We start from the raw sequence: 19199 nt of genomic DNA, 5'->3' as shown, positions 1-19199 counted from the left end.
AGCAATGCTTTTAATACATTGGTAGAGTTACATCGTTTTTTACCATAAAAAATAAGCATTCAATCAAAAGATTTCCTGCCCATAAATTGATTTGCTGAAGCTACTGTTACGCCGTTGCAAAAAAACAATTCTTTTATCCAATAAAATTCAAGTGACCATCTTTACACAAATTAGGGATACAAGTTATTCTTGTACCCCAGAAACATTGATATATAAGCATTTGTAGCACTATCTAAAGATGTTATGCTCATAAAGATAATCATACGAAAGATCGACGAACAAGTACTCATGCTCGTTTATTGCAATCGAAAATGTTCTTGTAATTTCTCCTGTCTCGATATCTCGATAAAGCTCTGAAATTTCTCCGCTTTGATCGTTGCGCATTTTAATGATTGTTTGTAGGAAGTATGGTCGCCAACTCCAGTTTTTATTGATCGCCCTAGGCTGCAATTCCCACTGACCATCTATACGCATGACGTTTGGGGATAGTTGGAAACCATCTTCATTGCAAATATATACTCGGAACGAATAACTATCCAACAACTGTGCTAGATGCTCTAAATGTGTGATGTTGTCACTAGAAGGCTTAACGCGATGGACGATTGCTTCTAGCTCTTCCCTCAACTTTTTTAACTCAAAATATTGTGCCTCCAAAATTTTCTTTTCAGAGGTAATAAATTGTTGGCATTCTTCCTTAAAACGCTCTTTTAAAATATCCTTCTCTACAAATGTCAATGCAGAATTTGCTAAGTATCGGCCCTGATAAAATCGGCCTCCATTTTTCCAGGCAAATTGTAATTGATAAACTGTTTCGATTCCTTCAAATAAAAGATTTGCGCCAATTTTATAAGCTAGGCTACCTATTGCTGATATCATATCTGACTGTGCGGACCAAGAATCATAATTTAAGTCACGAATATTGACCTTTAAGATTTGTGGTGATAATAAAGCTATGTGCTCTAGATGACTCTCCGCTCCTACTTCCTGAATAGCAATTTTGATACCAAAAGTCGTAAAATATCGTACTGCATGGTGCAACTTATTAATGTCACCTAAAAAACGATGCTCAGAAACAACTAATACAATACGATGTAAATCCTCTTCACTGATGTATTGTTGAATAATATTAAAATGACTTTCACCGAAATCCTGCATCAGTAAGTTCGGGTTACTTGGAATATAAATATCAATATCCTGTCCGATTTCATCTACTTTTGCTAATGCAGCGTGTAAAATTTTATGTTCCATATCGATACGATATTCTTCTGGAATATCTTCGTTATTCACAAAGTCTTTTAAATTAATTTGTTGACCTTCAATTTGTAACTGTCCGGAAATTTCGTAGGCAATCACCGTATGCGCATCCGCGCTAAATATAGGTTGAAAATACCCATGTATTTGATCTAAATTTGTTAACACTTCAATTGCATCCATTGCGAAACCTCCATACATGATGTTATCCAAGAATAACATTACATTCACAGCTCATTTCATGAAAAAAAGCTCTCTGAATGTATAATAATTTGTTTAAAGTAAATTAGCAACTTCACATGACGTTATTTTATGGAATAAATTGTCCAGAAGAGTTTAACAAGATCCTAGCAAGATGATGTATTAATAAAACGAATTAGTGCCTAATAATTTTTTTACACGCTTTCTGTTCATCACTTCTTAACAATAAAGGTCATAAAAAGTACCATTACTTTGACGAAATAACATTTCTTTTTCATACTACAGACGTACTCTAAATTGTGCGTTTTTCTGACATTTCATCTTTCATAACGACTTTCCCATAAAATAGGTTGCTTAAGTACATATATTTTTATTTAGCGCCACATAAACACATGGATTCGCCTTTTTCATGTAGTAATGTGTAAAACCCTTTAGAATTTCTTCCTATTATAATTTATGCAACTACCGGAAGTGACAGTCGTGATAACTAGAAGTTTTCATCCTATTTCCTACAATGATTCAGCCATTCACCCATTTATTTTTTGTGCTCGCGCATTCACTACTAAATCAATTATACCTTAGCATAATTGCCTGAAAGTAGATAAAAAGCAGCATTCCAACGTATGGATTAACCCTACAGGAATACTGCTCCTAACTATTCTGACATAAAGAAATACCAAATAATCGCAATCGTAATTAATGATAAGATAACTGCAATTGTTACACGAAGTGGTGAAATCGGGGCATCTCCACCTACCCGACCTGTCTGTCCATTCACCATAAATCGATAAACCTTTTCTTTGTAGCGGAATGAAGAAAGCCAAATTGGTAACATTAGATATTTATATGTAATATCATCATGCGTTGTTGAGAAATGTAAACTAGATACTACGTCCGCATTATGTTCCCAACGTATTTTTGAAGTAATTTGTGCCTCCAGATGATCTGAAATTTCCCTCTTCGCTTGACTCCATCCGTCCTGTAAACCAATACTGTAGCGTTCTGATAAAAAGCCTGATACATATTCTGGTTTATAGGCTTTATTGTTGAGTAAATTAAAAGGTTCTATTTTTCTCATCATATTTCGATCATAACGGGCTGTTGCACTAATTAAATGATCATCAATAAATTCCTGATAAAAACCACTTGTGGAATACCAATCGGTTTCAGTTCGGGTATTTCCCTCTTTATCTGTAACTGTTCTATGTCTACCGTATCTTGCAGAATACCTTGAGCTTGTTTTAGTATCAAAAGTCCAATATGGAAGATAAACTCCTTTAAATGAATCCGGCTTTGCACTTTCTTTTGCAGCTTTTGGCGTGAACCATTTTCCCTTAATCCAACTTTGAAAGTTCTCTCCTGCTTGCTTATCTGTTATTTCAAATGCACATACCCCGTTCGGCGCTAGTGTGTTTTTAGCACTTGCCTCCATAACTTGATTAGAACCACAATACGGGCAACTATCGGCTACCTGTAATGCATCATAAATTGTTTCTGCCGCACAGGATTTACAAATAACTGTTTTTTTCTCAACACCCCAGTTAAAATTCCCACGTTCTTCAGCCATTGCAAATTCCATTTCCTGGGCAACTTTTTCCTCTTGCTTTTCTGGGGCTGCAATTTCAGTCTCATAGCCACAATATGGACACGTAAGTTTGCCAGATGCGGGGTTAAATTCAATAGATGCACTACATGATGGACACTCAGCGTCAAAATCAAGCTTTGCTTGTTTAAAATTTTCAGCATCTCGCGTTGGCATCATTAGTCATCTCCTTACTTAACATCATTCTCATCAAACACATCGCCACACTCAGGACAGAATTTTGGTCGGTTCGCAGGTTCTTCTGGCTGCCATCCACATTTATCACAAACGTATTGTAATGCTCCTGAAGGTTTTTTAGCACCACAATCGCCACAGAATTTGCCTTTGTTGACAGTACCACATGTACAAGTCCATCCTTCTTCTGCAGGTTTTGGTGTCCCACAATTTGAGCAGAATTTACCAGTGTTTTCGTTGCCACATGCACATTTCCATGTACCTGAATTCGTCGCTGCTTGTTGCTGGGCTACCTGTTTATTTTGCTCATTCATTTGGTAAAGCTGTCCTGCATTTACACCACCTGCTTGAGCTGCCATATTCATGCCCATAAATCCTGCCATTGCTCCACCATCATTTTTGGATGCTGCAATCATTGCTTCTGCCTGAGCACCTGTTAAATGAGCCGCAGCCATACCTGGATCACGCATCACTGCATTTCGTTGAAGTTGTTTAATCATTGCTTCATCTTCTTCAGATGCTTTTAAAGAACTTACGCCAAATGATACAACTGCTAAACCACGTGTTGCTAGCCATTTCTCTGATAACACTTTATTTAGGGCATCTGCTAGAGCTACAGTATGAGCCGGAATTTCGCTATAGCGAACCCCGCTTGCTGAAATATGTGCGAAAGCTGGCTGTAACGCAGTCATCAGCTCCGTTTTTAATTGACTATCGATGGCATCTCTTGTAAATTCACGTTCTACGTTTCCACAAACATTCGTATAGAATAATAATGGATCCACAATTTTATATGAATATTCGCCATGACAACGAATAGCAATATCAATATCTAGACCGATATTACGGTCGATCACGCGGAAAGGAATCGGTGCTGGTGTCCCATATTTATTTCCTACGATTTCTTTTTTATTGAAATAGTACACACGTTGATCCTTTGCAGGTTCTCCTCCAAAAGTGAAGCGTTTACCAATCTGCTTGAATGTTTCCATAATACCTTCAGATAAATCATTGCCATACATAATCGAAGGCTCTGTTGATGTATCATAAACATACTCCCCAGACTCAGCAGAAAACTCCACTACTTTCCCTTGCTCGACAATCATCATACATTGCCCTTCATTTATAGCAATAATAGAGCCATTACTAATAATATTGTCATTACCTTTATTAGACCCTCGTTTAGACGTACGTTTAAAACCTTTTGCCACAAGAACATCAGCGGACAGTGATTCACAATAGAAATATTCACGCCATTGATCTTCTAAAACACCTGCTAATGCGCCAACTCCTGCTTTTAATAAACCCATATTTATTCCCACCTTCAACTTATATACTTAAGACTTATTTTACCATATCAATTATACCTCGACATAATTGCGTCTACAGGCTTTTTCACAGATGTGAAGTTCTTAACCTGAGATCCTCTAATTTAGTGAATGTTTGAGCAACGATTGAAATAAGCTAAAACGATAAAATAATCTACTCATTATGTAGTACGCACAAATAGAACAATTTGTTTCATTTTTTTACTTCTTTATAAATAAGGAGATAGCTCCATAGGAACTACCTCACTCGATTTATAGTGGATATTCTTAAAAAAATGCGGAAATAGCAACTAGCACCCAGGCAATGATAAATAACAGACCACCGATCGGGGTAATCGCTCCAAGCTTTTTCACACCTGTAACCGCTAATACATATAAACTACCTGAGAAAAACACAATACCTGCAAACATTAAATAACCTGCCCAAGAAAGCATACTAGAAGTTCCTAAAAGGGCATCACTCGATAAAATACCAAGCCCGAGTAAACCTAATGAATGGTACATATGATATTGCACCGCGGTCTCCCAAATGGCTGCATAATGTGGTGACGCAAATTTATCTTTTAGTGCATGGGCGCCAAAAGCGCCTAACACGACACCAAGACAAGCCATAATTGCACCGATTGCCAATAAAAGTTCCATGTTGTTTTCTCCTATTTCGACTCACGTGCGATTTCTTTGTATTTTGCATCCCATGCCGGATCAATTTTACTTAATGATACCGGACGTAACGTATCTTTTTGCGCTAGAATATGTACGGACTGAGCAGTCGCTGCAATCGTGCCGTCTTCATGTAAAATTTCATAGCCATATGTTGTACGTAATCGATCATGTTTTTCCACCCATGTACGTACAGTTGCCACCTGGCCATAATGCATAGCAGCCTTATAAGAAATGGATAAATCCATCACTGGTGATACATAACCATCTTTTTCTAACTCTGCATACTCAAAGCCTGCATCATTAACTAACTGTGAACGACCTATTTCCATCCAAATAATGTAGTTCGCATGATACACTACGCCCATTTGGTCGGTCTCAGCATATCGAATTTCAATTTGTTTTTCACTTACAAACATTTTCTTCACCTCGTCCTACATTATAGCGTAAAAATATTGATTTGGCGGGGTTTTTGCATTTTAGATTTTTGTTAGGTGAAAAAATGACTTAATTTAATGAGATGATTCGTAAAAAAGAATTTATTTTAAATTTAACTAAATGCCTTATAAACTCGTCGCTTTCGTCGCTGCGGCTTTTTCTTTTATTCTAAGTAATTTCAAATTTATTAAAACTCCAGTATTTTTTACGATTTAAAAGAGTGTGGTCTTTAGTGCTACTTAATGCTTGTGCGTCAGCTAACTGATATTAAAAGCACTGAACGAATTTCCATAATACCCCCCCGTTTATTAACTTTTAAGGTTATAATAAGGAATAAAAAACACTAAATTCTAAGGAGAATTATGAATGAAAATTCAAACCGGTATTACATTAAATTATTTAAAAACCGAGGTAAATAAAAATATAAAAAAAGAAAGTCTCTTAGATTTATTTGGAATTGAAGATATACATAAAGACGAAGACGAAAACGAAAAAAATAATAAACCTAAACTTGAAATCAGATATGAAGATGGTTATATACGGACATATATTGTGAAAACAATTGGAAAAAAATTAGTTAGATTGCTTATTAGGGAGGTTAAACAAACCCAAGAAAATATGAAAGAGTCCGGAGATTTAAATGGTATTTCTCACGATATGTTGTTACAACAGTTTGAAAAGCTATTTAATCCCCAAAAATACGAACAGAATACTTCTATTTTTGAAAAAGAAAAGAATATTTCTAAATATAAAACAGGTATTTGAAGAAGATCAATATAAACAATAATTAGAAATGATTATTAATTTGCACGAAGGTTTAACATCTCTTAATGAGCTGTAGCGTCTGCAAACGCTGCGGCTTTTTTTATGTTTTAATTTACACATTATACATAAACCTTTTCATTTTACCCATGCTGCATTCATTCCAATCTTTCAGAATCCTTATTATACATATTTTACCCATTTATTTTATCCATTATTAACCATAGGTAAATAATTCATGCGAATACTAGTACTACAATGAAATCTTGGTCGGGAAGGTCGGTCGCCGGTCCCAACCACAGATAAAGTGATTGTTCTAAATATCAATTATGCCTCGGCATAATTGCGTCCAGAATCGGCAGGATGCTTAAACTCCTTTCAGCGGTTGTTTGGACACCCGCTGAAAGATGTTAAAATATGTAGGGAATAAAATTATTTCAATACTAGTAGTTTTGAAAGGGGTACTTTTTTGGATATCAACAAAATACACATCAGAAAAATGACTGATAATGATTATGGTTTTATGGCTAAATGGTTGAGTACGAGAGAAGTTTTAGAATTTTACGGGGATATTAATTCACCATTTTCAATAGAACAAGTAAGGAAAAAATATGAACCACGCGTTCGTGGTGAAATTCTAGTTCTCCCCTTCATTGTTGAGTTAGACGGTTCCCCAATGGGATTTATGCAATACTATAAACTTCAAGCGGAAGAATTAAAAGAATTAAGCTATTTAAATAATGAAGTGGTTTTTGGAATAGATCAATTTATCGGTAATCCTAATCTATTTAATAAAGGCTATGGAACAATTATGGTTTGTAAATTTATTGAACTCATTATTAATATAACAGACGCTGAAATTATAATAGTAGACCCTGAAGTTTCTAACGAAAGAGCTATTAGATGTTACGAAAAATGCGGGTTTACAAAAGTTAAAACAATTAAAAATGATTATGCTTTGTTAATGGAATTTGTAAATACTAAAATCTAACTCTATATTATTATCGGATGTATAATTCCCTTTTATTCCCAAACATCCATTGAATCCTTTTCGAAGTTTAGGGATCCATACTTGAACAATATATGATTATACAGAGGGTGATCCGTATTTATCACAAAGTAATTAGGGTTACCTCCCTCCTTCTCTTTCTATGCCCCCATTTTGAATTGGTCATGTCCAAATTTTTTCAATGTCCACATCTTAAACAACTTCTATGTAATCTTCCTATCATCTACAATAGCCATCACTTTCTCATCCTTTTAAAAGCATGTGTTAAATTTTGGATGATTGGAACATTCGAGTAACCTAGTATAATTAATTGTAATTTAATATGTTTCACAAGAGGTGCAGAGTTTGTTTAAAAAGAAAATACTAGTTGGACATTCAAAAGATACTTTCCTAGCAATTATCCAATACTTACCTAGAAGTAAAGTTCCATTTAATATAGGAATCGTAGACGTTTTAAAGCGGTCGTCTGAAAGATTCCGCTCGAAAAAAATATCTTGAACAAGTAGAAGCTATCGTTGCACAGTGTTACTCCATCTACTATTAGTGGGAGTATAATTTTAATAAACCCAGTATTGATAATCTATTCCTATCGTTTACATTAATAAAATACGGTAATTGCCACTTTTGTGTTGCTATTGCTTGTTTGCTAGTGGGAGTATCCCAACTAGGATAAACTCTAATTGCCATTTTCCCCTTTGTATTAGCAGTTTTAAGGATGTTTTGTTTTAATAGAACCTCTTTTGGAAAAACGAATTGGCCAAAGTCACCATTATGATGAAAGGTGTTTATTACCAATAAATCAGTCGCATTTTCATATGAAAATGCCTGATTTTTATTAGCTTCATCCTTTTCCCAAAAGGAAACAAATTGGCCAATTTTAGTAGGCGTTATTTTGGCGACTCTAAATCTAATCGATTTAGTATTTAACTGAAATATCCCAGCCCCATAATCTGCATTTTGAGTTTCTTCACGAATGTTTTTTATAGTTAAATGATTGGGTTCATAAAGTAATTGATTTACATATGTTAACGTCTTATTAAATTTATTCATAGTTATCCTCCTTATCTCATACTACGACAAGTATATTATCCATGGTCTTATCACCGAAATTGTTCAGTAAGCATTTCTCTTCCCCGATGTATTTTAATGATATATACTTTCTAGGAATGGGGGAAGATTTTTCAATGCGTAAAAATTTATTATCAAAGTTCAAAGCCTTTGCTAAAAAATTAAAACAAAATTTATTTGTACTATACTTGTCTTATAAAGATCCAAGAACCCCATGGTATGCAAAGCTTGTGGCTATGCTTATAGTTGCTTATGCTTTTAGTCCAATTGATTTAATTCCAGATTTTATTCCTATTTTAGGTTATCTTGATGATTTGATAATTGTCCCTTTTGGAATTATCCTTGCTTTAAAATTAATTCCACCACATGTGATTGATGATCATAAAGAAGCTGCAGAAAAGTTAAAACAATCTAGAAAACCAAAAAATTGGTTTGTTGGTATTCTTTTTATTATTATTTGGGTTATCTTTGCAGTTTGGATTAGTAAAATAATTATTCATCATATTTAAAGGATTGTTCAGCAAGACTGCCTGACTATATGATCATTTTGAAATCTATCAATCCGACTAATAGGAGGTATCAAGATGACGCTAAAGATTATTAAAACTCTTTTAGCTATTTTTCTTGTGCTTATGTATTATTTGGGCTTTTGGTCAGCTAGCTCTACTCAAAAAATTGTTCTATTCTTTATTATGAACCTCTTTATTTATGAAGTGGGTGTTGAAACTGGTAAGAGGAAATATGAAACTACGAAGTCTTAGGCTACTTTCTTTTATTTTTTCCAATTTTCTCGTTACCTCGTTTAAAATTACCTGTAATTTTAGCTAACAATAACTGTACTGCTATTTTGTTGTCTTCAACTTCTTTGATTTTTGCGATAAGACGCTCTGCTTCCCTATCCTTTACAATTTTAACCTGTTTACCTTCGTAATCTATTACTACCGTTCCTTTTTTCATTATTTGATAAGCAAATGGTTCTTCGCTTAATCTGTTTCGTTTATCTATTTCGCTCACTATACCATCTCTCCCTCATTATTTTAGTTTCAAATAGTATATTCAAAAAATCTGTTGGTTCACTCGATTTTTTCTTCTCAATATGTATATGGTGTATGAAATAATGTATTAATTGCAAACTGATCGATTATCCCTTGGCTTAATTTCTGAGCTGTAGCGTGTGACGACGCTGCGGCCTTTTCTATTTTGTTCAGAAAATGTTTATACCTAAATGTTAGCCTACTATTAGAAAGGTAGGTGGTATAAATGTTAGAACCAATGGAATTTCTAATTAATCAAATACTAGAGAAACATGATGTAAAAAATGAGAATTTAGCCAATGCACTTATCGAAATTTTTGATGCTTATTACAAACTTTCTCAACAAAAATCTGTTATAGACTTTGTGTTAAAAGACGGATTGCATTAATATGCGAACATTAATCATTGCTCCAAGAGTCACATCAAGAATGCTGACTTTTGGAGGCCTTTTTTCTAAAAGATCATTCTTCATATTGCCCAATAAAAAAACAATCTAACAAACTTTATGATTCATTAATTATCAACAAGAAACAATTTCCAAATACTTTCGTCCTTTAATAATAAGGGGGAGATGTTCTATGATAGGTTTTCTTAATCTGGGAAGCCTAGCACTTGGTGTAATAGCAATACTGTTACCAATTTATAGTCTTTTGAGTACTAATAAGAAAGTCCAAAATGAAAGATTAATCTTTTGCACTTTAAGTTTCAGTGCTTGTGCTATATCGATAAGTTTCCAATTATTTTATAATAACCATCTTGTTAAGATTGAGGATTGGTCTGCTCTTATGGATACAACTAGTAGTTCAGTATTAGCTGTATCCATCTTACTAATTACCACGATTCTTTTAAATACACTAACAATAATTTTTAATCGAGACAAAACAGTGAAAAACTATCCGAATTGAAGCAAACCAAGTTAAGAAAAAGCGTAACAAAGATACCAAAAAATAATAAATTTCAATTAAAAAGAGATCAAAAAACGGATCCAATTTGAACAATCTTTTTTTAAAATGGATTCGTCTTATTTATTTAGATTATTTAAATCAAACTTTAATTCAATGATACAATCGGTACTTGGTATTTTTTTCTGATAATAATACACTTTCAATTATAAACCTTTGAAAGCTTCAGTTTGCTCCTTGATTCCTTTTTCTGCAGCAAATCTCTCAATACTAGAAGCACCAAAGAAACCAACAATCCCATCTACTCTTTCAATAATATAAGCAGCATCTTCCGGTTCTGCAATTGGACCTCCATGGCAAATTGCTAATATTTCAGGATTTATAGACTTACCAGCATTAATAATTTTTTGAATTCGATCGACACAGTCATCTAGAGTTAATGCAGTTTGTGCACCAATCGTTCCTTTAGTTGTTAATCCCATATGGGCCACTAAAATATCTGCACCTGCTTCAGCCATTTTCTTTGCTTGCTCTTCATCGAAGACATAAGGTGTAGTTAGTAAGTCTAATTCATTTGCCTTTCTAATCATATCTACTTCTAAATCATAACCCATTCCTGTTTCCTCTAGGTTTTGACGAAATACACCGTCAATTAACCCGACTGTAGGAAAGTTTTGAACCCCACTAAACCCTTGTTCTTTCAGCTGCTTTAAGAAAACTTCCATTACTTTAAAAGGATCTGTTCCATTAACACCAGCTAGTACTGGAGTATCCTTTACAACTGGTAATACTTCATTACCCATCTCCACAACAATTTGATTGGCATCACCATAAGATAATAATCCAGCTAGGGAACCACGACCAGCCATTCTATAACGGCCAGAATTATAGACAATTAACATGTCAGCTCCACCGGCTTCACTACTTTTAGCTGTAATTCCTGTACCAGCTCCAACACCTAACAGAATATGCCCTTTTTTAATTTCTTCTTTAAAACGATTCAATATTTCTTGTCTCTTTGACATGATTGCTATCCCTCTCTTTATTTTCTATTAATTCAATCAATTTCCTCGCTGCAGCTAGTGCAAACTCTTCACTATTAATATCCGCATTGATTTCAATCATTTCCACTTTGTTTTGGTCAACATTTTTTCTTAATGTATCTAATAACATTCTATCTTCTTCTAAACCATAAAAAGGTTGTCCTTCAACATCTAGACCAGAGAGCCCTTCCAGCGGTAAAAATAATGCTGTGTATCCTTTCGCTAAAGCTAATTTTTCTGCAATTACTTCACCTATTTGTTTATTCTCCTCAACAGATGTACGCATCAAAGTAACTGTTGGATTATGCTTATAAAATTTTCGACCTTTAAATCTATCAGGGACAGAGTCAAATGGACCAAAGTTAACCATATCAATCGCACCCACCGATACAACTTGAGGAATTTGTTTTCTAGAAGCTGCTTCTAAACGATTCGGACCAGCTTTTAATACACCGCCAATTAACTCATCAGCCCATTCAGTGGTCGTTATGTCAAGGACTCCATCTATAAATCCATTAGCTATTAAATTCTCCATTGTACGACCACCAACACCTGTTGCATGAAATATTAATACTTCAAATCCTTTAGCTTCTAAAAAATCTTTAGCCTGATTAATACAAGGTGTTGTTAGTCCGAACATAGTTGCAGCAATAAGTGGTTTCTTTTTAACGATCGTTTTATTTTCAAAGTTCAGCATACCTGCAATTGCAAATACTGCATTCGAAAATATTTTAGTCGAAATCACATTTAAACCAGCAACGTCTACTACCGATGGAATCATAATGATGTCGCTAGTTCCTACATATGGCTCCGTATTACCAGAAGCAACAGTAGAAACCATCACTTTTGGAACACCTATTGGTAGTGCTCTCATACCAGTTGTTACGATAGATGACCCTCCAGTACCTCCAAAGGAAAGTACACCGTCAAATTTTCCTTCTTCATACAGTTTCGGCAAAAGCACTTCCATCCCTTTTGCAAGAATTGCAGTTGCATTTGCTCGATCTCTCTTTGTTGCAATATCCTGTATATCTTCATCAGCCGTAGCTGCTACTTCAGCATTTGATACGTCAGGCTCAAACGCTGGCTTAAAAACACCTGTATGAATCGTAAAAGTATTGAAACCTAACGATCTAATCAACTCTTTTACATACAAATATTCTTTTCCTTTTGAATCAAATGTTCCAGCCAAAGCAATTGTTTTCATATCATCTCTCTCCCTTCTAGATCTTTAAATCGTCCAAATAATCATATAAGAAAGCGATTACATTTATTACTCCATTCCATAATAACGTTTTCTTTTGGGAGAGTTAATGTGTTTTTGTTCTATAAAATTGTCTCTTTGTTATATTATCAATAATGCCTAGGCATTATTGCATCTGGAATCGGCTTTGTACTTAGACCTGCAGATGTTTTTTGTGCGAAAGCGTCGTGCCAACGTTCGGTAGCAACCGGTCTTGTCTGTGCGAAAGCGAAGCGGCAGAAACAACTGATTCACTTAGAACTTCTTTCATATTCCATGACATCCGCCTGAGGCTTTGGGCCAACGTGATGTTGGTCACTCAGTCTTTGCCACAGGGCGTGACGTTCTTAGACTGAGTTTCTCTATTTCAGCGGGTGTCCAAACACTTGCTGATAGAAGTTAAATAGTTTTTAGGTGACACACCTTTATATTTTTTGAATATTTTACTAAATTGAGTGTAATCCGGATAACCTACCATTTCAGCAATATTATTTAGCGATATTTTTTCAAATTTCAGTATTTCGATAGCGCGATTTAGCCGAAAATTAATAAGATATTCAGTAAATGAAATACTCATCTCTCTTTTAAATAAAGTGCTTAAATAAGAGCGAGACAAACTTAATATTTCGGCGACTTCATTCAACGAAATTTCGTCCATATAATGTAAGCTGATATACTTCTTTGTAAAATGAATATAATCATCTCGGTTTCCTAAACCATCAGTAATTTTACTAATTAATTCATCCAATTGAAAATCGTTCGTCTGCTTAAATGATTTCGTAATATGTATTAGAGCTTGTTCATTTGGAATTCTTTCAAAAACGGAACCCCCGATGTACCCCATAATTTTAGTATCATCGTACATATACTGAACATCGATTGGTTTATTAACCGGACCCCCATAAATCATGTTGATTATGTTTGGATTCAGTTCATTACATCTATTAAAAATAGTGACAGCCATCCTTTTGGCAGCATGTAAAGATAAAATCTTTTTAGCGCCTAGTGATCCCCCATTCGTTAAACCTAAGTGAACACAAATAATATCTGCACCCGCTTCTACCATATTTATAGCTTGCTCCTCGTTAAATACAAACGCTACGGTAAACAAACCTTTTTCACTAGCGATACGAATAGCTTCTATCTCTTTTTCATATGTAATCCCTTGTTCTTCTAAAGCTTTTCTAAAAAGCCCGTCTATCAGACCAATACTTGGATAATTATTAATACCTGCAAATCCTTTCTTCTGAATCAAATCGATATAGCTATCTAACTCAATTGTTGGATCTGTTGCACATAAACCAAAGCAAACTGGAATTTTTTTAATCGTAGGAATGATCTCTTTGCATGCAAAATCCATTACAACATCATTACTATTGGCATACGGTAAAAAGCCTGCTAATGAGCTTACCCCCATTATTCTAAACCGTCCTGAATTTAGCGCAAGAATAAAATCAGCCCCACCTTGTTCTGCATATTTAGCTGTCATTCCAGAACCTGCTGCAACACCTAAAATATATTGATTTTTATTAATTTGTTTGTTCAAATAATTTTTTATTTCATACTTATGATTTAGTTTGTCCTCCATTTAATTTTCACCCCTACAAACGTTATTTCGTCTTCAGTTATTTATTCATTCTTCTCTTTTAGTGTAATGTACATTATCTCTAATACCAAAGCTACACCTACTGATTTCCTAACTTTATAAGGTGAAATACTTCAAAAACCTCTCCCTAAATTCCCCATAACCTTTTGACATCGACCAATTCTTGCCCATTGAATTCCATTCTATATATGTCAGGCTTCGTTGTTTGTAATAAAAAATTCAAATCATATCTACTATCATAAAACCCCATCATTAAAGTCATTACAGCCCCATGTGTGCCAATTACTACTTTCTGACCTTGATATGTGTTTACTATTTCTTCTAACACTTCTATAGCACGTTTCTGGCAGTCAGCATTTGACTCGCCTCCCTCTAAAGCATAGGTTGGGTCAGAAAATGACTTTTGTAAAAAAGGGAATAATTCCTCGTCAGCGATTCGCTTATCTCCTGCAATAAATAGTTGCTCTTTTAGATCTTCAAATATAATTACCTCTTTTTCTATTTGATTAGCTACTTCCTGAACAGTTTGGATTGAACGACTATACGGGCTTGAAATAACAGTATCAATGCCTTCTTTTTGTAAAATATCAGTTATTCGCTGAGCGTCTAACCTACCCTTTTCAGTCAATTCTCTCGTTCTCTCATTTCCGTCTTTTGGTGAATCTCCATGTCGCACCATATATATAAATGTTTTCATAATGCCTCCTAAAATTGCGTTTTGACCTAAACCATTTTTGGAGCGAAGCTAAAAATCCCATATTGCTCTAAAAAACTTCTACTGTTTATCTTCTGATATCGGTAATACTGTAGAATATTTAATTTCTCTTAATGATAAGTTAGTTTGAATACGGGATATGCCCATCCTATTTAGTTTTCTAATAAAGCTATCTAATTCTTTTCGATCTCTAACAATGACCTTTAAAAGATAATCATATTCTCCTGTTAAACAATGACATTCTAATATTTCGGTCATTGTTTTTAAGGTATTTTCCAAATCTTCTAATTCCTTAGCTTGGTGAATATTGGTACTCATGAAAACATAGCACAGTAAATCGAATCCAAGTTTCTCAGGATTTAAAATGGCAACTTGTTTGTCAATAAATCCTTCACTTTCTAAACGTTTTATTCTTGTGTGGGTTGCCGGCGGAGACAAATTCACCCGTCTTGCTATCTCTGCATTACTTATCTGAACCTCTCTCTGCAAAATATCTAGTATTTGAGTATCAATACGATCTAGTAATTTTCTTTCAAGATCTCTCATGCAATTTTCTCTCCTTTTATTTATTCGGAATTATAGCCATATCCGACAGCTAATATTAATTTTATTCTGCAAAACTTCATTTTACTTTCCTTTATTTTAATTTTCATAAACCTCACAAAATATTATACTGTCAAAATCGCAAAAGTGTTATGATTCTTTTATTAAAAGTAACTTGATTGTACATAAGACAATCAAAGGAGAGATAATGATTTGAAGAATGTCTATGTTTTATTAATGCTTTTAACTAGTTTACTTTGGGGTGGCAATTTTGTAGTGGCCAAATCTCTTGTTGACCATGCCTCTCCGTTAACACTGACGAGCTTAAGGTGGATCATTGCCATAGTGGCCCTTCTTCCAATGGTATGGTGGAAAGAGAAAAAACTGCTTCCCTCTCGAGCTGCCCTTCTCCCTTTATTTTTAATGGGCATTACAGGTGTGGTATTGTTCAATATCTTTCAATTTTTAGCATTAGAAAGAACTACTTCGACGAATGTAGGTCTCATTTCAACATTAAATACAATTTCTATTGCGTTTTTTTCATTTGTTTTTCTAAAAGAAAAAATGAATAAACTTCAAGCACTTTCAATGCTATTTTCGTTGTTTGGTGTTTTTCTCGTACTTTCAAAGGGGAATATCGATTTTTTATTGTCTTTTCATTTTAATTTGGGTGATTTATGGATGATTGCAGCAGTATGTGTATGGGGAATTTATTCCGTTTGTAATAAATGGGCCTTAAAAACGACTTCGCCTCTAATGTCTACTTTGTATTCAGGAATATTCGGACTTCTTGTATTATTGCCGTTTAACGTCAAGGATTTTACCATTATCAATGTTAATCATTCATTTATTCTTTCGCTTTTATATACAGGACTTATCTCCACTGTTGTTTGTATGGTACTTTGGAGCATCGGTATTCAAAAATTAGGGGCTACAACATCCGGTGTTTTCCTTAATTTCAATCCGATTTTCACGGCACTTTTAGCGTTTTTATTTTTAGGAGAAAGCATCTCTTGGACTCAAGGGATTGGAGGATTAATTGTTATTTTAGGAAGTTATTTATTTTCACATTTTAAATCAAACACAACCTATTTGAATAAGTGCCTTTCAAATAAATAAATGCCAACAAAATTTGTTGACACTCATAAATTACAGTGAATTATATTTTTTCACTTCTAAAGGAATAGATAGTACATATAAATCTACTGCATATGTAGTAATCGTAATCCCCTTACCTTTTTCAGTAAATTTTGCTTGAAGAAAACGTTCCGAAACTTTTCTTTTCCCCCATCTTTTAGGGAACCATTCAAATCCTAACAAAATTTATCACCTTTTAGTTTTTTTTTATAAGAAGATTGTAAAGCAATTACTGACACTAGAAAGATTGTAAAATTAATAGTCAGGGTCATTGCTTCACAAATCGTCATTGGCATCAACTCCTTTCCCTTCAATCACTCGAAGAAAATAGGTGAAAAATTGATTACCAACCGCCTTGAAACCTCTATCTAGTTACCTCTTAATTATAACATATTATAGGGAGAAATCCCTTTCCTGAACCTATCTAACTATAACCATATAATCTACTTTAATCGTTGGGATTTTACAGCTATGCTATGTAAACAAAAAATAAGTCCTATATAACAGTTTTCTTCAATAGTATAGCTAGCGTTATCTCCATTTCTTGGAACGTAATTGTTCAACCCTATATACTTTTATTTTATAAGGGGTAGCGTCATAAAAATGTGGATTTACAACGTTAGAGTAAAAATTCTTCCTATACAACAACCTGTAAATCATTCCCACCGTAATTATGGTAAAATAGTATACTATTGAATTGTTATATTGATGGGGGTATTATAACTATGAAGAAATCCATAATTATTTTAGTATTGATAGCCGCAATTGGTGTATATCGGTTTTGCCCGAAAGCACACGTTGAAGAGCCTATTGTGATGTCCGTTCAACTTGACGGAGTAAGTAAAACATTAGCCGTTTCATACATAGTTGAACAAAATAACGATACATATTTAATGGAAATTGCACATAATACAAAAGGATTTTATCCTTCGCGAAACAGTGGTAATTGGGATGGGAAAACTAATTTCACAAAAGTATTAGCAGTACAAAATGGCTATGAGCTACGAGAAGATGTAGTTGAACTAACAAACGAACAACTCTCCAACTTTCTTTCATTTGAAGGGCGTACATTACCAGTTGAACTTTCATTTGCAAACTATTCTCCAATTGAAACAACACTTGCTCTACTAATGGCAGGTGAGACAGTAGACGTAATAAAGATTGATGATATGCTTCGCTATAAGTATACATCCTCTAAAGATGAAACGATTGATTCAATCGGTCATTATAATAGTGTAGCAACGATATCATTCGATCAGAATAATGAGGAAGTTGTTTTTCCACTAACCCTTACAAAAGGAAGTTCCGTAGATATTCTTATCCACGAACCATATAAACTTAGTTCCAAGGATAAACTTTTACTTGAAATTACAATGATTGATGGACAATCAGTTACGAAGAATATATTAATGACTAAATCTATTCCAAAAGGATACTTAAAGCAAATTGTAAAGGAAGCGAATGCTAATAATAATTGAGAAGATTATTTATAATCTACTAAACGTTTCCTAAATGCTAATTTGAGCACACACAACCTCAAAATGTTGATAGTACAGCATTTTGAGGTTGTTTTGTGTGCGGTACGTCCAAATGTTTTTTTGCTAAGGCCTATGAACACAGTTACGGATAGTCTTTTTTGATTTTGCAGAAAATGCCCTTGGTCTTTTTTCGTGTTCATTGTCTTGTTGATAATGAAGCAGTTCCTTTACCTCTTTACCTTCGCAAATGGTTTATACTTTAAATATTAAGCGTTTTAACCAATATCCTGCTATTGAAACTTAAGCAATTGAAAATAAAATGTATGAGGTGAAACGAAGATGGGAAAGTGTTGTAGTAGCCCTAAAAACAATATTAATGAAAACACTATTGTTTGTCCCTCTTGTAAAATTAATGCTAAAAATATAAAACTAATAACAATTAAATCAATGATGAAACCATCTGCATTAGAATCAATAAATGCTATGGAAAATCACTATTTTTGTTCTACTAAAGATTGTGATGTCGTTTATTTTGATACGAGTAATAAGGAGTACACTATTTCTGATATAAAGGTAACTGTACATCAAAAGGATGACACATTAAGTACACCGGTTTGTTATTGTTTTGATTGGACTAAAGACAAAATAAAACAATATGTTGAAAATGAACTGACGCCTAATCCATTAGAGCACATTCGAACAAATATAAAAAAAAACCGTTGTGGCTGCGAAGTAAACAATCCTCAAGGTAGTTGTTGCTTAGGGAATGTTACGAAATATATGAAAGGTCTTGCCTAAAAAAAGTAATCCTAAAATCCTGGTAAAACAGGGTTTTTAGGACCTCTTTATTCATCGTAAAATTAGTTAGCGCTAATTTATCCTCCCTACGCAACAGTTTAATCTACCAATTGACTAAACTTTTCTATAGGGAAATCTACTCCCAATTCCTCCATTTGTTTTTTTGCTTTTTCAATTTATTTTGTTGCCTCTTTTTTAGTTTCATC

At 34.0% G+C, this 19199-nt stretch carries 21 protein-coding genes; 8 read left to right on the top strand and 13 right to left on the bottom strand.

The window, feature by feature from the left end; genetic code table 11:
* Positions 1 to 228: 228 nt before the first annotated feature.
* The 5 genes from ABE34_RS04200 to ABE34_RS04180 form a co-directional block, all read right to left on the bottom strand.
* Positions 229 to 1434 (bottom strand): EAL domain-containing protein, encoded by a 1206-nt coding sequence (locus tag ABE34_RS04200; RefSeq protein WP_197140687.1) that lies wholly within the window; start codon positions 1432 to 1434, stop codon positions 229 to 231.
* A 673-nt stretch (positions 1435 to 2107) separates the two neighbouring features.
* Positions 2108 to 3211 (bottom strand): hypothetical protein, encoded by a 1104-nt coding sequence (locus ABE34_RS04195; RefSeq protein WP_197140723.1) that lies wholly within the window; start codon positions 3209 to 3211, stop codon positions 2108 to 2110.
* 14 nt (positions 3212 to 3225) lie between these two features.
* A complete protein-coding gene (locus ABE34_RS04190) occupies positions 3226 to 4539 on the bottom strand; it encodes an SPFH domain-containing protein (protein ID WP_197140686.1) in 1314 nt (437 codons plus the stop codon).
* A gap of 285 nt (positions 4540 to 4824) precedes the next feature.
* Complete coding sequence (locus ABE34_RS04185) at positions 4825 to 5199, bottom strand: DUF423 domain-containing protein (RefSeq protein WP_197140685.1); 375 nt, start codon at positions 5197 to 5199, stop codon at positions 4825 to 4827.
* A gap of 11 nt (positions 5200 to 5210) precedes the next feature.
* Entirely contained in the window at positions 5211 to 5636 is a 426-nt protein-coding gene (locus tag ABE34_RS04180) for an acyl-CoA thioesterase (RefSeq protein WP_197140684.1), read from the bottom strand.
* 385 nt (positions 5637 to 6021) lie between these two features.
* Between ABE34_RS04180 and ABE34_RS04175 the strand changes: the two genes are divergently transcribed.
* Complete coding sequence (locus tag ABE34_RS04175; protein ID WP_197140683.1) at positions 6022 to 6420, top strand: hypothetical protein; 399 nt, start codon at positions 6022 to 6024, stop codon at positions 6418 to 6420.
* 466 nt (positions 6421 to 6886) lie between these two features.
* Positions 6887 to 7408, top strand: a complete 522-nt coding sequence (locus ABE34_RS04170) for a GNAT family N-acetyltransferase (RefSeq protein ID WP_197140682.1) — start codon at positions 6887 to 6889, stop codon at positions 7406 to 7408.
* Positions 7409 to 7966: 558 nt separating this feature from the next.
* Here ABE34_RS04170 and ABE34_RS04165 read toward each other — a convergent pair.
* The gene (locus ABE34_RS04165; protein WP_197140681.1) at positions 7967 to 8476 is read right to left on the bottom strand and encodes a MepB family protein; all 510 of its coding nucleotides are present in this window, start codon (positions 8474 to 8476) and stop codon (positions 7967 to 7969) included.
* Between the two features lie 134 nt (positions 8477 to 8610).
* On the opposite strand from ABE34_RS04165, the gene ABE34_RS04160 reads away from it, so the two are divergent.
* Both ABE34_RS04160 and ABE34_RS04155 read left to right on the top strand, forming a co-directional pair.
* Positions 8611 to 9003 carry a YkvA family protein gene (locus ABE34_RS04160; RefSeq protein ID WP_197140679.1) on the top strand — a complete coding sequence of 131 codons (393 nt, stop codon included), beginning with the start codon at positions 8611 to 8613 and terminating at the stop codon, positions 9001 to 9003.
* A 75-nt stretch (positions 9004 to 9078) separates the two neighbouring features.
* Positions 9079 to 9255, top strand: coding sequence for a hypothetical protein (locus tag ABE34_RS04155; protein ID WP_197140677.1), 177 nt, complete (start codon positions 9079 to 9081; stop codon positions 9253 to 9255).
* Position 9256: 1 nt separating this feature from the next.
* Here ABE34_RS04155 and ABE34_RS04150 read toward each other — a convergent pair whose 3' ends face one another.
* Positions 9257 to 9508: a hypothetical protein gene (locus tag ABE34_RS04150; protein ID WP_197140675.1), complete on the bottom strand. Its 252-nt coding sequence runs from the start codon at positions 9506 to 9508 to the stop codon at positions 9257 to 9259.
* Positions 9509 to 9754: 246 nt separating this feature from the next.
* On the opposite strand from ABE34_RS04150, the gene ABE34_RS04145 reads away from it, so the two are divergent.
* Complete coding sequence (locus ABE34_RS04145; protein ID WP_197140673.1) at positions 9755 to 9916, top strand: hypothetical protein; 162 nt, start codon at positions 9755 to 9757, stop codon at positions 9914 to 9916.
* A 720-nt stretch (positions 9917 to 10636) separates the two neighbouring features.
* Here the strand turns inward: ABE34_RS04145 and ABE34_RS04140 are convergent.
* The 5 genes from ABE34_RS04140 to ABE34_RS04120 form a co-directional block, all read right to left on the bottom strand.
* Entirely contained in the window at positions 10637 to 11455 is an 819-nt protein-coding gene (locus ABE34_RS04140) for a phosphoenolpyruvate hydrolase family protein (RefSeq protein WP_197140671.1), read from the bottom strand.
* Positions 11421 to 12680 carry a Tm-1-like ATP-binding domain-containing protein gene (locus ABE34_RS04135; RefSeq protein ID WP_197140669.1) on the bottom strand — a complete coding sequence of 420 codons (1260 nt, stop codon included), beginning with the start codon at positions 12678 to 12680 and terminating at the stop codon, positions 11421 to 11423. The genes ABE34_RS04140 and ABE34_RS04135 overlap by 35 nt, the downstream gene beginning before the upstream one ends.
* A gap of 403 nt (positions 12681 to 13083) precedes the next feature.
* Positions 13084 to 14304, bottom strand: coding sequence for a phosphoenolpyruvate hydrolase family protein (locus ABE34_RS04130; RefSeq protein WP_197140667.1), 1221 nt, complete (start codon positions 14302 to 14304; stop codon positions 13084 to 13086).
* Positions 14305 to 14449: 145 nt separating this feature from the next.
* Positions 14450 to 15019 carry a histidine phosphatase family protein gene (locus ABE34_RS04125; protein ID WP_197140665.1) on the bottom strand — a complete coding sequence of 190 codons (570 nt, stop codon included), beginning with the start codon at positions 15017 to 15019 and terminating at the stop codon, positions 14450 to 14452.
* A 78-nt stretch (positions 15020 to 15097) separates the two neighbouring features.
* Complete coding sequence (locus ABE34_RS04120) at positions 15098 to 15583, bottom strand: Lrp/AsnC family transcriptional regulator (RefSeq protein WP_197140663.1); 486 nt, start codon at positions 15581 to 15583, stop codon at positions 15098 to 15100.
* A 210-nt stretch (positions 15584 to 15793) separates the two neighbouring features.
* On the opposite strand from ABE34_RS04120, the gene ABE34_RS04115 reads away from it, so the two are divergent.
* On the top strand, positions 15794 to 16699 hold the full coding sequence (locus ABE34_RS04115) for a DMT family transporter (RefSeq protein ID WP_197140661.1): 906 nt from the start codon (positions 15794 to 15796) through the stop codon (positions 16697 to 16699).
* Between the two features lie 30 nt (positions 16700 to 16729).
* Here ABE34_RS04115 and ABE34_RS04110 read toward each other — a convergent pair whose 3' ends face one another.
* Positions 16730 to 16900, bottom strand: coding sequence for a hypothetical protein (locus ABE34_RS04110; RefSeq protein WP_197140659.1), 171 nt, complete (start codon positions 16898 to 16900; stop codon positions 16730 to 16732).
* A 542-nt stretch (positions 16901 to 17442) separates the two neighbouring features.
* Here ABE34_RS04110 and ABE34_RS04105 point away from each other — a divergent pair.
* A complete protein-coding gene (locus ABE34_RS04105) occupies positions 17443 to 18195 on the top strand; it encodes a hypothetical protein (protein WP_197140657.1) in 753 nt (250 codons plus the stop codon).
* A gap of 339 nt (positions 18196 to 18534) precedes the next feature.
* Positions 18535 to 18993, top strand: a complete 459-nt coding sequence (locus ABE34_RS04100) for a putative iron-sulfur cluster-binding metallochaperone (RefSeq protein ID WP_197140655.1) — start codon at positions 18535 to 18537, stop codon at positions 18991 to 18993.
* The last annotated feature ends 206 nt before the right edge of the window (positions 18994 to 19199 follow it).

This window comes from Lysinibacillus sphaericus (genome assembly GCF_015844675.1).
GTDB lineage: Bacteria > Bacillota > Bacilli > Bacillales_A > Planococcaceae > Lysinibacillus > Lysinibacillus sphaericus_E.
Note: the sequence above shows the minus strand (reverse complement) of the source record. Positions and strands in the feature narration are given on the sequence as shown.